This window comes from Kosakonia oryziphila, assembly GCF_900094795.1.
GTDB classification, from domain to species: domain Bacteria; phylum Pseudomonadota; class Gammaproteobacteria; order Enterobacterales; family Enterobacteriaceae; genus Kosakonia; species Kosakonia oryziphila.
On the sequence record NZ_FMBC01000074.1, the window covers coordinates 1 to 15,025 of the forward strand.

Here is a 15,025-nt window from a genome sequence, read left to right on the forward strand (position 1 = left end):
AAAAGGTGTATGCGCGGCGTAAGGAGACAGTGGAGCGGAGCTTCGCGGATGCGAAACAACATCACGGGCACCGGTATGCGCGGTTCCGTGGTCTGATGAAGGTACAGATGCAGTGCCTGCTTGCGGCGACGGCGCAGAATATGAAGAAGATGGCGCTGCTGGCGCTTTTTTATCTGTTTTTTATGGTGCAGGAAGGTCTGTCAGGGGGATGCCTTCGCCCTGTGAAGCCAGAGAAAGTGATGACAGGTTAAAGCGGGAAAATATCGCGATCGCGACCTGCGGTCGCTACAAAAGAAGAACCCCATGCAAAAACATGGGGTTCGTCAGCAGTCTGAAGCCGCTGAATATCAGCGGCTTTTTCACGGACAAAAAGAGGAATTACTCTTCTTTTGCACCGCGCATTGCACGTTTACGATCGTTCTCGGTCAGGTGACGTTTACGGATACGGATAGACAATGGCGTCACTTCTACCAGTTCGTCGTCATCGATAAACTCCAGAGCTTGCTCCAGGGTCATCTTAACCGGCGGAACCAGAACGGTTGCTTCGTCCGTACCGGACGCACGCATGTTGGTCAGTTTTTTACCAGTAAGGCAGTTTACAGTCAGGTCGTTAGAACGACTGTGAATACCGATGATCTGGCCTTCATAAACTTCAGCGCCGTGACCCAAGAACAGCTTACCGCGATCCTGCAAACCGAACAGCGCGAATGCGACCGCTTTACCCTGACCGTTGGAGATCAGTACGCCATTGTTACGCTGACCTACTTCGCCCGGACGAACATCGTCGTAGTGGCTGAAGGTGGAGTACAGCAAACCGGTACCGGAAGTCATGGTCATGAACTCAGAACGGAAGCCGATCAGGCCACGGCTTGGGATCACGTAGTCAAGACGTACGCGGCCTTTGCCATCCGGATTCATGTTTTTCAGGTCGCCTTTACGCTCGCCCAGCGCCTGCATCACAGAACCCTGGTGCTGCTCTTCAACATCCAGCGTCACGTTTTCAAACGGTTCCTGACGACGGCCGTCGATTTCACGGAAGATAACTTTCGGACGGGAAACCGCCATCTCGAAACCTTCACGACGCATGTTCTCGATCAGAACAGACAGGTGCAACTCACCACGACCGGAAACGCGGAATGCATCAGCATCTTCAGTCTCTTCAACGCGCAGCGCAACGTTGTGCACCAGCTCTTTGTTCAGGCGGTCAAGGATCTGACGTGAAGTCACGTACTTACCTTCTTTACCACAGAACGGAGAGGTGTTGACGTTGAAGAACATGGTTACGGTCGGTTCATCAACAGACAGCGCCGGCAGCGCTTCCACATTCTGCGGGTCGCAGATGGTGTCGGAAATGTTCAACTCGCCCAGACCGGTGATCGCGATGATATCGCCAGCTTCGGCGATTTCGCTATCGATACGTTCCAGACCCAAGTGGGTCAGCACTTTACCGACTTTACCGTTGCGGGTTTTGCCTTCGCTATCAATGATAGTAACCTGCTGGTTCGGCTTCACTTTACCGCGTTTGATACGACCAATGCCGATAACACCAACGTAGTTGTTGTAGTCGAGCTGAGAGATCTGCATTTGCAGAGTTCCGTCGAGATCGACATTCGGTGCCGGTACATGGTCAACAATCGCCTGATACAGCGGGGTCATGTCTTCAGCCATGTCTTCGTGGTCCATACCCGCGATACCGTTCAACGCAGAAGCGTAAACGATCGGGAAGTCCAGTTGTTCGTCGGTCGCGTCAAGGTTAACGAACAGGTCGAAGACCTGATCAACAACCCAGTCCGGACGCGCGCCAGGGCGGTCAACTTTGTTGATTACCACAATCGGCTTGAGGCCATGGGCAAATGCTTTTTTGGTCACGAAGCGCGTTTGCGGCATTGGGCCGTCAAACGCATCAACCACCAGCAGCACGGAATCGACCATGGACATCACACGCTCAACTTCACCACCGAAGTCGGCGTGCCCAGGGGTATCAACGATGTTGATACGGTAATCATTCCATTTGATAGCGGTGTTTTTCGCGAGGATGGTAATCCCACGCTCTTTCTCCAAATCGTTGGAGTCCATCACACGCTCTTGAGTTTCAGCACGTTCGTCGAACGTACCGGATTGCTGCAGCAGCTTGTCAACCAGGGTTGTTTTACCGTGGTCAACGTGAGCAATGATGGCGATGTTACGCAGATTTTCGATCACAACTTTGCCTCAGGCATTAGAAATAGCGCGTTATTGTACACGTATTAATCGAAGGACAAAACAGGATCACAAACATCCTCCGCAAACAAGTATTGCAGAGTTGCTTTGTGATCGCTTTCACGGAGCGTTAAAAGGGCCGCCAACAAAAAATTGCACCAATATGGTGCTTAATATTCACGGAAAAGCACTATATTGGTGCAACTTAACCATCATGGTGCAGCCCTTTTGCACTATACCGGGCATAATAACGCCTTTTGAGGGGCATTTAAAAGTTGGCATAGATTTCGCTTTATCTATTTTACGGCAACTACGCCAGGTTTCACGAAGTATTTGAAGACCTCGTTACCACGACGACAATGACAAATCCGGGAGAGTTTAAGTATGTCCGCTGAACACGTTTTGACGATGCTGAATGAGCACGAAGTGAAGTTTGTTGATCTGCGCTTCACCGATACCAAAGGTAAAGAACAGCACGTCACTATCCCAGCCCATCAGGTTAATGCTGACTTCTTTGAAGAAGGCAAAATGTTTGATGGTTCTTCGATTGGTGGCTGGAAAGGCATCAACGAATCAGACATGGTGCTGATGCCGGACGCGACTACCGCTGTCATTGACCCGTTCTACGAAGAAACAACGCTGATCATCCGTTGTGATATCCTCGAACCAGGCACCATGCAGGGTTACGACCGCGACCCGCGTTCCATCGCGAAACGCGCTGAAGAATACCTGCGTTCTACCGGTCTGGCAGACACCGTTCTGTTTGGGCCAGAGCCGGAATTCTTCCTGTTCGACGACGTTCGTTTCGGCAGCTCTATTTCTGGTTCCAGCGTTGCTATCGATGACATCGAAGGCGCATGGAACTCTTCCACCAAATACGAAGGTGGTAACAAAGGTCACCGTCCGGCGGTTAAAGGCGGTTACTTCCCTGTTCCGCCGGTTGATTCAGCACAGGATCTGCGCTCCACCATGTGTCTGGTGATGGAAGAGATGGGCCTGGTTGTTGAAGCTCACCACCACGAAGTGGCAACTGCTGGTCAGAACGAAGTGGCTACCCGCTTCAATACCATGACCAAAAAAGCAGACGAAATTCAGATCTACAAATATGTAGTACACAACGTTGCTCACCGCTTTGGTAAAACCGCGACCTTTATGCCGAAACCGATGTTCGGTGATAACGGTTCCGGTATGCACTGCCATATGTCCCTGTCCAAGAACGGTACTAACCTGTTCTCTGGCGACAAATACGCAGGCCTGTCTGAAATGGCGCTGTACTACATTGGCGGCGTAATCAAACACGCTAAAGCTATCAATGCCCTGTCTAACCCAACCACCAACTCGTACAAACGTTTGGTCCCGGGTTACGAAGCGCCGGTAATGCTGGCTTACTCTGCCCGTAACCGTTCGGCGTCTATCCGTATTCCGGTCGTTGCTTCTCCGAAAGCACGTCGTATCGAAGTGCGCTTCCCGGATCCGGCGGCTAACCCGTACCTGTGCTTTGCAGCGCTGCTGATGGCAGGTCTGGATGGTATTAAAAACAAAATCCACCCGGGCGAAGCAATGGATAAAAACCTGTATGACCTGCCGCCGGAAGAAGCGAAAGAGATCCCACAAGTTGCAGGCTCTCTGGAAGAAGCGCTCAACGCGCTGGATGCTGATCGCGAGTTCCTGACTGCTGGCGGTGTGTTCACCGATGACGCTATCGATGCTTACATCGAACTGCGTACCGCTGAGAACGACCGCGTTCGCATGACTCCGCACCCGGTAGAGTTCGAACTGTACTACAGCGTTTAATCGTATTACTGAAGATCCAACGGATTTCGCGTTGCAGCAAGGCGGCAACCGAATGAATCCCGATAAGCTTAGTCTACTAAGTGATTCGGGTGAATGAGGGCAGCCAACACCGCTGTAATGTGAAAGACGTTAGGATATTTTGTTGCCGTGGAACTTTTAGCCCATCCCTGGATGGGCTTTTTTCTCCACCAACACTCTGTTCTGACGTATTTTTTACCTATAAAAAGCTATACTGCACTAAATTAGTGCATATCTCCGGGAGACTGCTAAATGGCAAGCGGCGCGCTGCCCGATGCTGGGCAGATCCTCAATTCTTTGATCAACAGTATCTTACTGGTTGATGACGAACTGGCGGTGCATTACGCCAACCCTGCGGCACAGCAATTGCTGGCGCAGAGCTCGCGTAAATTATTTGGCACACCGCTGCCTGAACTGCTGAGCTACTTTTCACTGAATATCGATTTGATGCGTGAAAGTTTGCATGCAGGCCAGGGCTTTACCGATAACGAAGTGACTCTGGTGATCGACGGTCGCTCACATATTTTGTCGCTGACGGCGCAACGTTTACCGGACGGTTTAGTCTTGTTGGAAATGGCGCCCATGGATAATCAGCGACGTCTGAGCCAGGAGCAGTTGCAGCACGCCCAACAGGTGGCTGCACGTGATCTGGTGCGTGGACTGGCGCATGAAATCAAAAACCCGCTTGGCGGGTTACGCGGTGCGGCGCAACTGCTGAGCAAAGCGCTGCCCGATCCGGCGCTAATGGAATACACCAAAGTCATTATTGAGCAGGCCGACCGTCTGCGAAATCTGGTGGATCGTCTGTTAGGCCCGCAGCAACCGGGAATGCATGTTACCGAAAGTATTCACAAAGTTGCTGAGCGCGTAGTGAAACTGGTATCGATGGAACTGCCGGACAACGTGACGCTGGTTCGCGATTATGACCCGAGTTTGCCGGAGTTGGCCCACGATCCAGACCAAATTGAACAAGTTTTACTGAATATCGTCCGCAACGCTCTGCAAGCGCTGGGGCCGGAAGGGGGCGAAATTATTTTGCGTACTCGTACCGCCTTCCAGTTAACGCTGCATGGAATTCGCTATCGCCTCGCGGCGAGAATAGATGTGGAAGATAACGGCCCAGGTATTCCGTCGCATCTCCAGGATACGCTGTTCTATCCCATGGTGAGCGGACGTGAGGGCGGCACCGGGCTGGGGTTATCTATCGCACGCAGTTTGATTGATCAACATTCTGGCAAAATTGAATTCACCAGTTGGCCAGGTCATACCGAATTCTCGGTATTTCTGCCTATTCGGAAGTAGAGGTATTTATGCAACGAGGGATAGTCTGGATCGTTGATGACGATAGCTCCATCCGTTGGGTGCTGGAACGCGCGCTCAGCGGGGCAGGCTTGAGTTGTACAACGTTTGAAAGTGCCAATGAAGTGCTTGATGCGCTCACCACCAAAACCCCGGATGTACTGCTTTCCGATATTCGTATGCCAGGGATGGATGGGCTTGCACTGTTAAAACAGATCAAACAGCGCCATCCAATGCTTCCGGTCATCATTATGACCGCGCATTCCGATCTGGATGCGGCGGTAAGCGCTTATCAGCAAGGGGCATTTGATTATCTGCCCAAACCTTTTGATATCGATGAAGCCGTCGCGCTGGTCGAACGCGCGATCAGCCATTATCAGGAACAGCAGCAACCGCGCAATATACAGGCCAGCGGCCCAACCACCGATATTATCGGCGAAGCGCCAGCGATGCAGGATGTGTTTCGCATTATCGGTCGTCTGTCGCGCTCGTCGATTAGCGTCCTGATTAACGGTGAATCCGGGACCGGTAAAGAACTGGTGGCGCATGCCCTGCATCGCCATAGCCCGCGAGTGAAAGCGCCGTTTATCGCCCTGAATATGGCGGCAATTCCCAAAGATCTGATTGAATCAGAACTGTTTGGTCACGAGAAAGGTGCCTTTACCGGTGCGAACACGATCCGCCAGGGGCGTTTTGAACAAGCCGATGGCGGGACGTTATTTCTCGACGAGATCGGCGACATGCCGCTGGATGTGCAAACCCGTTTGTTGCGCGTGCTGGCCGATGGCCAGTTCTATCGTGTCGGCGGCTACGCGCCGGTAAAGGTTGATGTGCGCATTATTGCAGCGACGCACCAGAATCTGGAGCTACGTGTTCAGGAAGGCAAATTCCGTGAGGACTTGTTCCACCGGCTGAACGTTATTCGCGTTCATTTGCCGCCGCTGCGCGAACGCAGGGAAGACATTCCTCGCCTTGCACGTCACTTCTTGCAGGTCGCGGCTCGCGAACTGGGTGTAGAAGCCAAGCTGCTGCATCCGGAAACCGAAGCGGCGCTCACGCGTCTGGCCTGGCCGGGCAACGTACGTCAGCTTGAAAATACCTGTCGCTGGTTAACAGTGATGGCTGCAGGCCAGGAAGTGCTGATCCAGGATCTGCCCAGTGAATTGTTTGAAACCACGGTACCGGACAGCCCGTCGCAGACTTTGCCTGACAGTTGGGCTACGTTGCTGGCGCAGTGGGCCGATCGGGCACTGCGTTCCGGACATCAAAACCTGCTTTCTGAAGCACAACCTGAGATGGAACGAACATTGCTGACCACCGCGCTACGCCATACTCAGGGGCATAAACAGGAAGCGGCGCGCTTGCTTGGCTGGGGACGTAATACCCTGACACGCAAGTTGAAAGAGCTGGGAATGGAGTAACGTGCGGGTGAAATGTAAATTATTAATCTCAGCCGTAAATTGACGCTATTTTGCGCTTTACTGTTTATCACAGTGCAGTATGATCTTGCCCGTTCACGGGGGAGTTCATGATGCTGGAATCAATTATCAGTGTGGTCAGTGCGGGCGTCGAAGCTGGTGCATCAGCAAGCCACACACCGCAAACGGCTATCGCGGCGGTTCTTTGCGCCGCGCTGGTTGGGCTTTTTAGCTAGTTCGCTTGCCGCTGCCGTAAGGCGCTATACGTATCAGGCCAGAGGTTTTTGCCCTGGCCTGATAACGCTTCACTTAAATTACCCTGGAGAACTGCTGCATACGCGCTTTCTGGCGCAAATACGTATCAAAGCACATACAGATATTGCGGATCAGCAAACGCCCTTTCGGCGTGACTTGTAGCCCCTGCTCATTCATCTCCACCAACCCATCGTTCACCAGCGGCGCTAACAGGCGTAAGTCTTCAGCAAAATAGTCGCGGAAATTAAGATCCCATACGCGTTCCGTCGCACTGAAATCCAGCCGGAAATTACAAATCAGGCCCTTAATTACATCACGGCGAATACAGTCGTCACGGGTAAGCGCAATACCGCGCCACAACGCGTCACCGCGCTCGTCAACCTGCTGGTAGTAGAGCTTCAGCTCTTTCTGGTTTTGCGCATAGCTGTCGCCGATCATGCTGATGGCGGAAACGCCCAGCCCCAGCAAATCGCTGTCACCCTGAGTGGTATAACCCTGGAAGTTACGGTGCAAAACGCCATCGCGCTGGGCAATCGCCAGTTCATCATCCGGGCGGGCGAAGTGATCCATACCAATAAACTGATAACCGGAGCCGGTTAGTGAGGAGATGGTTTGTTGCAAAATATCGAGCTTCTGCTGCGCCGAAGGCAGATCGGCGTCTTTGATTTTGCGTTGTGCAGCAAACAGCGTCGGCAGATGCGCATAGTTGAAGACGCTCAGGCGATCCGGACTAAGCTCCGCAACACGTTGTAACGTAAAAGCGAAGCTTTCCGGCGTCTGTTTCGGCAACCCATAAATCAGATCGATATTTGTTGAGGTAAAACCAATCTCGCGAGCGTGATTGAGCAGCGCAAAGATAAACTCTTCGTCCTGCTCACGGTTGACCAGCCTTTGAACCTCTTTGTTGAAATCCTGTACGCCCATGCTCAGGCGGTTAAAACCTTCCGCACGCAAATGGTCAAGCACGTCGAGTTCAATTTCTCGGGGATCAACCTCAATAGAGATCTCTGCGTCGGTATTGAAATCAAAATGGTTGCGCAGCAACCCCATCAGGCGACTGATTTGCGTTTTGTTGAGGTACGTTGGTGTACCGCCACCCCAGTGCAACTGGCTGACGTGGCGACCGCGAAACAGCGGCGCGCGATGGGCAATTTCCTGTTCCAGCGCATCGAGATATTGATCAGCTTTGTGCTGCTGACGGGTAACAATTTTATTGCAGCCGCAGAAGTAGCAAAGCTTGTGACAAAAAGGAATATGCACATACAGCGACAGCAGGTGCTCAGGATAACGCGCAACCGCGTGGCGAAAATTCTCTTCACCGTAAGCGTCTGAAAATTCCAGCGCGGTGGGATAGGACGTGTAGCGCGGCCCGGAATAGTTATATTTCTGGATCAGGGCCAGATCCCAGTCGATAATTTGCTCTGACATTGCTTACTCCTTCCGATGACGCCGCTGGCGGTTCCGGCGGCCCGGCTTGACCTCGTTGCGGGTCATAAGCCGGTTGCGCAGCCACACTTTGCGCTGCGACAACCGCTGTAGTTTAACGAATAACCACACCAGATAACATATAACCGGAAGGGTTATAAGCAGGACGAGAAAGCCCATAGAAAAGGATCATTTACCGCCTTTCAGCAGGCGCATCATATCTTCGCGACCTTCCTCTTCTTCATCGTCTTCATCATCATCGTAAGAAAGGCCCAGTTTCTGCATCAACTCATCGATGCGGTCCAGTTTGGCATCAACCCACGCCTGATCATCGGCGCTCAGGGTTTCCCCCTCTTCAAGACGTTCCAGTAGCGCGTCCAGGCGCTCATCCGTTTCCAGCATCTCCAACTCAGCCTGCGGTGAAAGCATAGGTTTCTCGCTCTTAGGTTTGTGCTGCTTGTTGACCGGTGTGTCGGTGACACCCAGCGGGACCGGTTTTTTGCTGCCAACGCGCGGGTCTTTCTGCAACTTGCCTTTACCGCTGCCAGAAGACTCATCGCCACCGCTCGCACGGCTACCAGAGGCATTACCGCGATGCTTTTTCTCGCGCTTACGTTCGCGGCCTTCCTGATTTAATTCTTCACGAGTTTTGCGGCGCACTTTGCTGCGCGGATTGGAGGACGTTTTTTTCATAATGGTCGTCTTAAGTCGTTTTCTTCAGTATAGAATTGCGGCGGAATCTAGCAGAAAGCAAGCAAAGAAAAAAGGCGACAGTGTAAACTGTCGCCTTTTTTCTTGACCTTAACCTATAGCGGCCTTTACGTTCCCTGTTTGCTGTCAACCAGCCCTGTTTATCCCTTAGCAAATAACGTTCCCTGTAGAGGTCCCTTTCCTTGCAAACATATCCTGACGTTATCCTGTGGTCTTCGCATCTCCTGGCGCTCCCGACCCCTCGATCCTTGAGTCTTCCTTCCCATTCAGGCCTCCTGCCTTGTGAGAGTTACTTTACCTTTCAGAGCTAAGCTGACAAGCAGTGACGGGGCTAAAAACGCCAGTTTCAGACTATTCTTCAAAAATAAGTTATTGATTAAAATATTCTTACTCATTTTTCAACCTGAAGCTCCTCTGAAAGTTCGCATAGCAGGAAGGGCTAATATCTTACAAATGACGCGGTAATGGCTTACAGCTACCAGACGGGTTTCTGGCGAGAAAACCAGTCTTTTGTTCCGGTTCAGGTATAATCGCCGCATGCTTTGATGATGGAGACGACCGTTTTGACAAATCTGAATTACCAAAAGACGCATTTTGTCACCAGTGCGCCTGATATTCGCCACTTGCCTGCCGATACTGGCGTTGAAGTGGCTTTTGCCGGCCGTTCCAATGCAGGTAAATCGAGCGCGCTTAACACATTAACTCAACAGAAAAACCTTGCGCGCACCTCAAAAACCCCCGGCCGTACACAACTGATCAACCTGTTTGAAGTTGTCGAAGGCAAGCGTCTTGTCGATTTGCCGGGTTACGGCTACGCCGAAGTGCCGGAAGAGATGAAACTCAAATGGCAACGCTCATTGGGTGAATATCTCGAAAAACGTCAGTGCTTGCAGGGGCTGGTGGTGCTGATGGACATTCGCCATCCGCTAAAAGATCTCGATCAGCAGATGATCTCATGGGCGGTAGAGAGCAACTTACAGGTTCTCGTACTGCTAACCAAAGCGGACAAACTAGCCAGCGGCGCACGTAAAACGCAGCTTAATATGGTACGGGAAGCGGTGCAGGCTTTTAACGGTGAAGTGCAGGTAGAAGCATTCTCTTCACTGAAAAAACAGGGCGTGGATAAACTGCGTGAAAAACTGGACGGCTGGTTCAGTTCCCTGCCACCGGTTGAAGAAACCGACGCATAATCCTCAGGAGCGGCTGCGGCCGCGCCTTTTCTTTCGCGCAATAAAAAACGCCCCAGTCATTACTGACTGGGGCGGCTAAATATTCAGCCAAATCCGATTACGTGAAGTAAAAGGTCTGAAAGATAGAACATCTTACCTCTGTACCCTACGCAAATAACTCTACTCCCTTTTTGGATCCGGACAAAGTACTTTTTGTAATTTCTTTTCAATTTTTACATATGGAATTCTAATGATTGTCACAAAACCGTCGACGATATGTTGCTTACTTACAAAAAAAGCCCCTTATTCCCCGAACGCTTAGTGCGCTTGATCCCAGTTTTGCCCGCTCCCCACTTCCACCAGCAAAGGCACATCAAGCGTGGTGCTATTTTCCATCAGCTCATGGATCTTTTTCGACACAGCGTCAACATCATCTTTGTGCACCTCGAACACCAGTTCATCGTGTACCTGCATGATCATACGCACACGCGGTTTTTCGCTTTGCAGCCAGCCATCCACAGCGATCATTGCTCGTTTGATGATATCGGCCGCCGTACCCTGCATCGGTGCGTTGATTGCTGCACGCTCTGCTCCTGCGCGTCGGGCGGCATTGCTGGATTTGATGTCCGGCAGATAAAGGCGACGGCCATCGAGCGTTTCCACATAACCGCGATCTTTCGCCTGCGCCCGTGTGCGCTCCATATACTCCAGTACGCCAGGGTAACGCTCAAAGTAAAGATCCATATACTTCTGCGACTCTTTACGCGGAATATTAAGCTGTCGGGACAAACCAAAGGCACTCATGCCGTAGATCAAGCCAAAGTTGATCGCTTTTGCGCTGCGACGCTGTTCGCTGCTTACACTTTCAAGCGGTAAACCGAAGACTTCGGCAGCGGTCGCCCGGTGAATATCTTTACCTTCAGCAAATGCTGAAAGCAGGCCTTTATCACGCGACAAATGCGCCATAATGCGCAGTTCGATTTGCGAGTAGTCAGCCGAGACAATCACATAATCTTTCGGCGCAATAAATGCCTGACGAATGCGTCGCCCTTCATCATTACGCACCGGAATGTTTTGCAGGTTTGGATCGGTAGACGATAAACGCCCGGTTGCCGTCACCGCCTGGTGGTACGAGGTGTGTACGCGCCCGGTTTTTGGATTAATCATCAGCGGCAGTTTATCGGTGTAGGTTGATTTGAGTTTGGCCAACCCACGATATTCCAGAATGACTTTCGGCAACGGGTAATCCAGCGCCAGCTCTTCCAGTACCTCTTCTGAGGTTGACGGCGCGCCTCCCGGCGTTTTCTTCAGCGGTTTAATTCCCTGTTTTTCAAACAGAATGGTTTGCAACTGCTTGGTTGATGAGAGGTTAAATGGCTCACCGGCAATATCGTGTGCTTTTTTCTCCAGCTCTGCCAGGCGCAATGTCAGCTCTTCGGAATGCTTATGTAACACCGCAGGATCAATATTGACGCCGTTACGTTCAACGCGCGAGAGCACAGGCACCAGCGGCATTTCGATATTCTGGAACACATTCAGCGGCCCGGCATTTTTTTGCAGCTCCGGCCACATCTTCAGATGCAGTTGCAGCGTGACATCAGCATCTTCTGCCGCGTAGCGCCCCGCCTGCTCCAGATCGATTTGGTTAAAAGTGAGCTGGTTTTTGCCCTTGCCGGCAATCTCTTCAAAGGTGATAGTTTTATGCTGCAACCAGCGTTCAGACAAACTGTCCATATCGTGGCGACCGACAACGCTATCCAGGGTGTAGGATTCGAGCATGGTGTCGAACACAATCCCACGTAGTTCAATACCGTAGTTTTCCAGCACACCGCGATCGTATTTCAAATTTTGCCCTACTTTGCGGGCATTCTCATCTTCGAGCAGCGGTTTGAGCAGTTCTAACACGCGATCGCGGGTGATTTGGTCAGGTGCATCAAGATAATCATGCGCGACCGGCACGTAGGCGGCAATGCCTGGTTCAATCGCAAAGGAGAGGCCTACCAGATTAGCACTGATATTGTCGAGGCTGTCCGTTTCGGTATCAAAGGCAAACAGCGGCGCGCTCTTCAGTTTCGCGATCCACTGTTGCAAGGTCTCTTCGTCAAGGATGGTAACGTACTGTTCCGCAGAGAGTATGGCGGCTGGCATATCTGCTTCAGCTTCCACCACAATGGTTTCCTGCGGTTTCGCCGTAGATTTCGCACCTTTCGCTTGCAACCATTTACCGGCTTCGACGTCTGTTATCCAGCGTTTGAATTCATATTGCTTAAACAACCCAAGCAGTTCCTGAGCCGCTGGTTGCTGCACTTCCAGTTGCTCACATGTCAGTTCCAGTTCGACATCGGTTTTGATGGTCGCCAGTTGATAAGAGAGGTACGCCACCTCTTTATTCTGTTCCAGCTTAGCGGCCATGGTTTTCGCACCACGGAAGGTCAATCCAGCAATTTTATCTGATTCAGCATACAACGTATCCAGACTACCCAGCCCCTGTAGCAGCGCCTGAGCGGTTTTCTCACCCACGCCAGGAACACCCGGAATGTTATCGGAGGAGTCGCCCATCAGCGCCAGGAAATCGATGATCAGTTCAGGCGGTACACCATATTTGGTAACAACCTCATCCGGGCCGAGAATCGTGTTGGTCATAGTATTGATCAACGTAATACCCGGCGTTACCAGTTGCGCCATATCTTTATCACCGGTACTGATCAGTACCGGGCGTCCCATTTTCTCGGCTTCTCGTGCCAACGTGCCGATCACATCATCCGCCTCCACGCCAGAAACCGCCAACAGCGGCAGACCCATTGCTTTAACCATGGAATGCAGCGGTTCTATTTGCGCACGCAGATCGTCTGGCATTGGAGGGCGATGGGATTTGTAATGCTCAAACAGCTCATCACGGAAGGTTTTTCCTTTCGCATCAAATACCACGGCGGCATGGGTCGGCTGATATTGCAGGATCAGACTACGCAGCATATTTAGCACGCCGTACATGGCGCCTGTGGGTTCTCCGGCGCTGTTAGTCAACGGCGGGAACGCATGATATGCGCGATAGAGGTAGGACGAGCCGTCAACAAGGATAAGTGGGTTTTCTGGGATCTGAACCATGATGTCCGTGCCTGTTTATCAATTTATAGCTAAAGGATGCCACAGACAGGAAGAAAACATGAGTTTTTCACGGTATTTGCCGGAAAAGATTTCGCGATCGCCGGGATCGCTCGCACAATAAACCTGTGGATAAGTTTGTGAATAGTTTCTGACTGGCTGGATTTTTGTGCCCTTCCGGCGATCGTAAAAAAACACAATCACTTTAGATTTAATCAGTTACGTAAAGATAAAAGATTGTTATTGCTTTTTGATGGCAATTTACTCTATGTGGATATAAGAAAAGTCAATCAGCATTCTCTATTCCAGAGGCATCAGGTGCTACCAACAAGGTTTAAGCATTCGCGCACTGGGTTTTCTGGTAAAATCAGCGCCTTACTCTTATTTATTGTGTGCCTTTAGCAGCTAACTTTCTGAATACTTTAACTATGTCGAGATTGCTTGCAGTATTCACTCTGTTTATGAGTGTCCTGCTTACCATACTGGTTACTATTTTTTGTTCCGTGCCGATCATTGTTGCCGGCTTACTCAAGCTGCTGCTTCCAGTGCCGGTATTGTGGAGAGCGATCTCAGCCTTCTGTAATTTCATGATGTATTGCTGGTGTGTAGGCCTCTCATGGCTGCTGCATCTCAATCCACATTTAAAATGGGATGTTGAAGGGCTGGAAGGGCTGAATAAAAAGAATTGGTATTTGCTAATCTGCAACCACCATAGCTGGGCAGATATCGTGGTGTTATGCGTGTTATTTCGCAAACATATCCCGATGAATAAATATTTCCTTAAGCAACAACTCGCCTGGGTGCCCTTTATCGGACTCGCCTGCTGGGCGCTGGATATGCCATTTATGCGCCGCTACTCCAGAAGCTATCTGCTCCGCCACCCGGAACGCCGCGGCAAGGACGTGGAAACCACACGGCGTTCATGTGAGAAGTTTCGCCATCATCCCACAACGATTGTGAATTTCGTGGAGGGCTCACGCTTTACCGAGGAAAAACGTCGCCATACACGTTCCCCCTTCAAAAATCTATTGCCACCAAAAGCGGCCGGTATGGCCATGGCGCTGAACGTGCTGGGAGAACAGTTTGACAAGCTGCTGGATGTTACTTTGTGCTACCCGGAAAACGATAAGACGCCTTTCTTTGATATGCTCAGCGGCAAGCTGACGCATATTGTCGTACGTATAAATTTGCTGCCGGTAAATGAAGAACTTCATGGCGATTACGTCAACGACAAGAATTTTAAACGCGGTTTTCAGCAATGGCTGAATAAATTATGGTCAGGCAAAGATGAACGTATCGACGCGATAAAAGCGCAATATAATAACGCCGGTCAGTGACCGTAATGCTTGTCAGTTAAGCTTTTGAAGGTAGCCGTAACGCGTAACGTTGCGGCTTCTTTTTTACCGCTCTTGGGTAATGTCTTACCCTACGTGGTGGCAGGACAAAGCTCTCTGCCATATCCAGTATTTCTTTGATTAGCTTTGGTATTTTACCCGGCGCTACTGCCGGCAGGATACTCAGTTGGGCCGTCAGATAAAGACTCGCCTGCTTAAAACCTATCTGATAAGGCTCCACTCCTTTCAGGCTGCAGGCCATCTGCGTCATCATAAAACGCAGCTGGTTGTAGGCCAGTAC

General features: G+C 51.1%; 12 protein-coding genes and 1 pseudogene. 7 read left to right on the top strand and 6 right to left on the bottom strand.

What is annotated here, in order from left to right; all coding sequences use genetic code 11:
• The coding region (locus GA0061070_RS25710; RefSeq protein WP_244153191.1) for a transposase at positions 1–251 on the top strand (251 nt) is incomplete at its 5' end.
• Positions 252–378: 127 nt separating this feature from the next.
• Here GA0061070_RS25710 and typA read toward each other — a convergent pair.
• Positions 379–2,202: a ribosome-dependent GTPase TypA gene (gene typA / locus GA0061070_RS22965; protein WP_007369333.1), complete on the bottom strand. Its 1,824-nt coding sequence runs from the start codon at positions 2,200–2,202 to the stop codon at positions 379–381.
• Between the two features lie 381 nt (positions 2,203–2,583).
• On the opposite strand from typA, the gene glnA reads away from it, so the two are divergent.
• The 4 genes from glnA to GA0061070_RS24970 all read left to right on the top strand — a co-directional run bounded on the left by glnA (position 2,584) and on the right by GA0061070_RS24970 (position 6,964).
• Positions 2,584–3,993, top strand: coding sequence for a glutamate--ammonia ligase (glnA, locus tag GA0061070_RS22975; RefSeq protein ID WP_090138710.1), 1,410 nt, complete (start codon positions 2,584–2,586; stop codon positions 3,991–3,993).
• A 270-nt stretch (positions 3,994–4,263) separates the two neighbouring features.
• The gene (gene glnL, locus GA0061070_RS22980) at positions 4,264–5,313 is read left to right on the top strand and encodes a nitrogen regulation protein NR(II) (RefSeq protein WP_007369335.1); all 1,050 of its coding nucleotides are present in this window, start codon (positions 4,264–4,266) and stop codon (positions 5,311–5,313) included.
• 8 nt (positions 5,314–5,321) lie between these two features.
• Positions 5,322–6,731, top strand: coding sequence for a nitrogen regulation protein NR(I) (gene glnG, locus GA0061070_RS22985; protein WP_090138712.1), 1,410 nt, complete (start codon positions 5,322–5,324; stop codon positions 6,729–6,731).
• A 110-nt stretch (positions 6,732–6,841) separates the two neighbouring features.
• Positions 6,842–6,964: a YshB family small membrane protein gene (locus GA0061070_RS24970; protein WP_007369337.1), complete on the top strand. Its 123-nt coding sequence runs from the start codon at positions 6,842–6,844 to the stop codon at positions 6,962–6,964.
• 73 nt (positions 6,965–7,037) lie between these two features.
• Here the strand turns inward: GA0061070_RS24970 and hemN are convergent, their stop codons facing one another.
• Together hemN and yihI are read right to left on the bottom strand one after the other, a co-directional pair.
• Positions 7,038–8,411 carry an oxygen-independent coproporphyrinogen III oxidase gene (gene hemN / locus GA0061070_RS22990; protein WP_090138714.1) on the bottom strand — a complete coding sequence of 458 codons (1,374 nt, stop codon included), beginning with the start codon at positions 8,409–8,411 and terminating at the stop codon, positions 7,038–7,040.
• 186 nt (positions 8,412–8,597) lie between these two features.
• On the bottom strand, positions 8,598–9,101 hold the full coding sequence (yihI, locus tag GA0061070_RS22995; protein WP_090138716.1) for a Der GTPase-activating protein YihI: 504 nt from the start codon (positions 9,099–9,101) through the stop codon (positions 8,598–8,600).
• A 581-nt stretch (positions 9,102–9,682) separates the two neighbouring features.
• Here yihI and yihA point away from each other — a divergent pair.
• Positions 9,683–10,309, top strand: a complete 627-nt coding sequence (gene yihA / locus GA0061070_RS23000) for a ribosome biogenesis GTP-binding protein YihA/YsxC (protein ID WP_090138722.1) — start codon at positions 9,683–9,685, stop codon at positions 10,307–10,309.
• An 83-nt stretch (positions 10,310–10,392) separates the two neighbouring features.
• Here the strand turns inward: yihA and spfP are convergent, their stop codons facing one another.
• Positions 10,393–10,440, bottom strand: coding sequence for a small protein SpfP (gene spfP / locus GA0061070_RS26150; protein WP_071892919.1), 48 nt, complete (start codon positions 10,438–10,440; stop codon positions 10,393–10,395).
• 166 nt (positions 10,441–10,606) lie between these two features.
• Positions 10,607–13,393, bottom strand: a complete 2,787-nt coding sequence (gene polA, locus GA0061070_RS23005; protein ID WP_090138718.1) for a DNA polymerase I — start codon at positions 13,391–13,393, stop codon at positions 10,607–10,609.
• A 425-nt stretch (positions 13,394–13,818) separates the two neighbouring features.
• On the opposite strand from polA, the gene GA0061070_RS23010 reads away from it, so the two are divergent.
• Positions 13,819–14,727: an acyltransferase gene (locus tag GA0061070_RS23010; protein ID WP_090138720.1), complete on the top strand. Its 909-nt coding sequence runs from the start codon at positions 13,819–13,821 to the stop codon at positions 14,725–14,727.
• Positions 14,728–14,743: 16 nt separating this feature from the next.
• On the opposite strand, the pseudogene GA0061070_RS23015 reads toward GA0061070_RS23010, so the two are convergent.
• A pseudogene (locus tag GA0061070_RS23015) lies at positions 14,744–15,025 on the bottom strand (IS4 family transposase); the annotation flags it as partial.

Bases quoted from the DNA above. Each gene is read 5' to 3' on its own strand.
- glnA (WP_090138710.1), top strand. From the start codon at position 2,584: ATGTCCGCTGAACACGTTTTGACGATGCTGAATGAGCACGAAGTGAAG.
- glnL (WP_007369335.1), top strand. From the start codon at position 4,264: ATGGCAAGCGGCGCGCTGCCCGATGCTGGGCAGATCCTCAATTCTTTG.
- glnG (WP_090138712.1), top strand. From the start codon at position 5,322: ATGCAACGAGGGATAGTCTGGATCGTTGATGACGATAGCTCCATCCGT.
- GA0061070_RS24970 (WP_007369337.1), top strand. From the start codon at position 6,842: ATGCTGGAATCAATTATCAGTGTGGTCAGTGCGGGCGTCGAAGCTGGT.
- hemN (WP_090138714.1), bottom strand. From the start codon at position 8,411: ATGTCAGAGCAAATTATCGACTGGGATCTGGCCCTGATCCAGAAATAT.
- yihI (WP_090138716.1), bottom strand. From the start codon at position 9,101: ATGAAAAAAACGTCCTCCAATCCGCGCAGCAAAGTGCGCCGCAAAACT.
- polA (WP_090138718.1), bottom strand. From the start codon at position 13,393: ATGGTTCAGATCCCAGAAAACCCACTTATCCTTGTTGACGGCTCGTCC.
- GA0061070_RS23010 (WP_090138720.1), top strand. From the start codon at position 13,819: ATGTCGAGATTGCTTGCAGTATTCACTCTGTTTATGAGTGTCCTGCTT.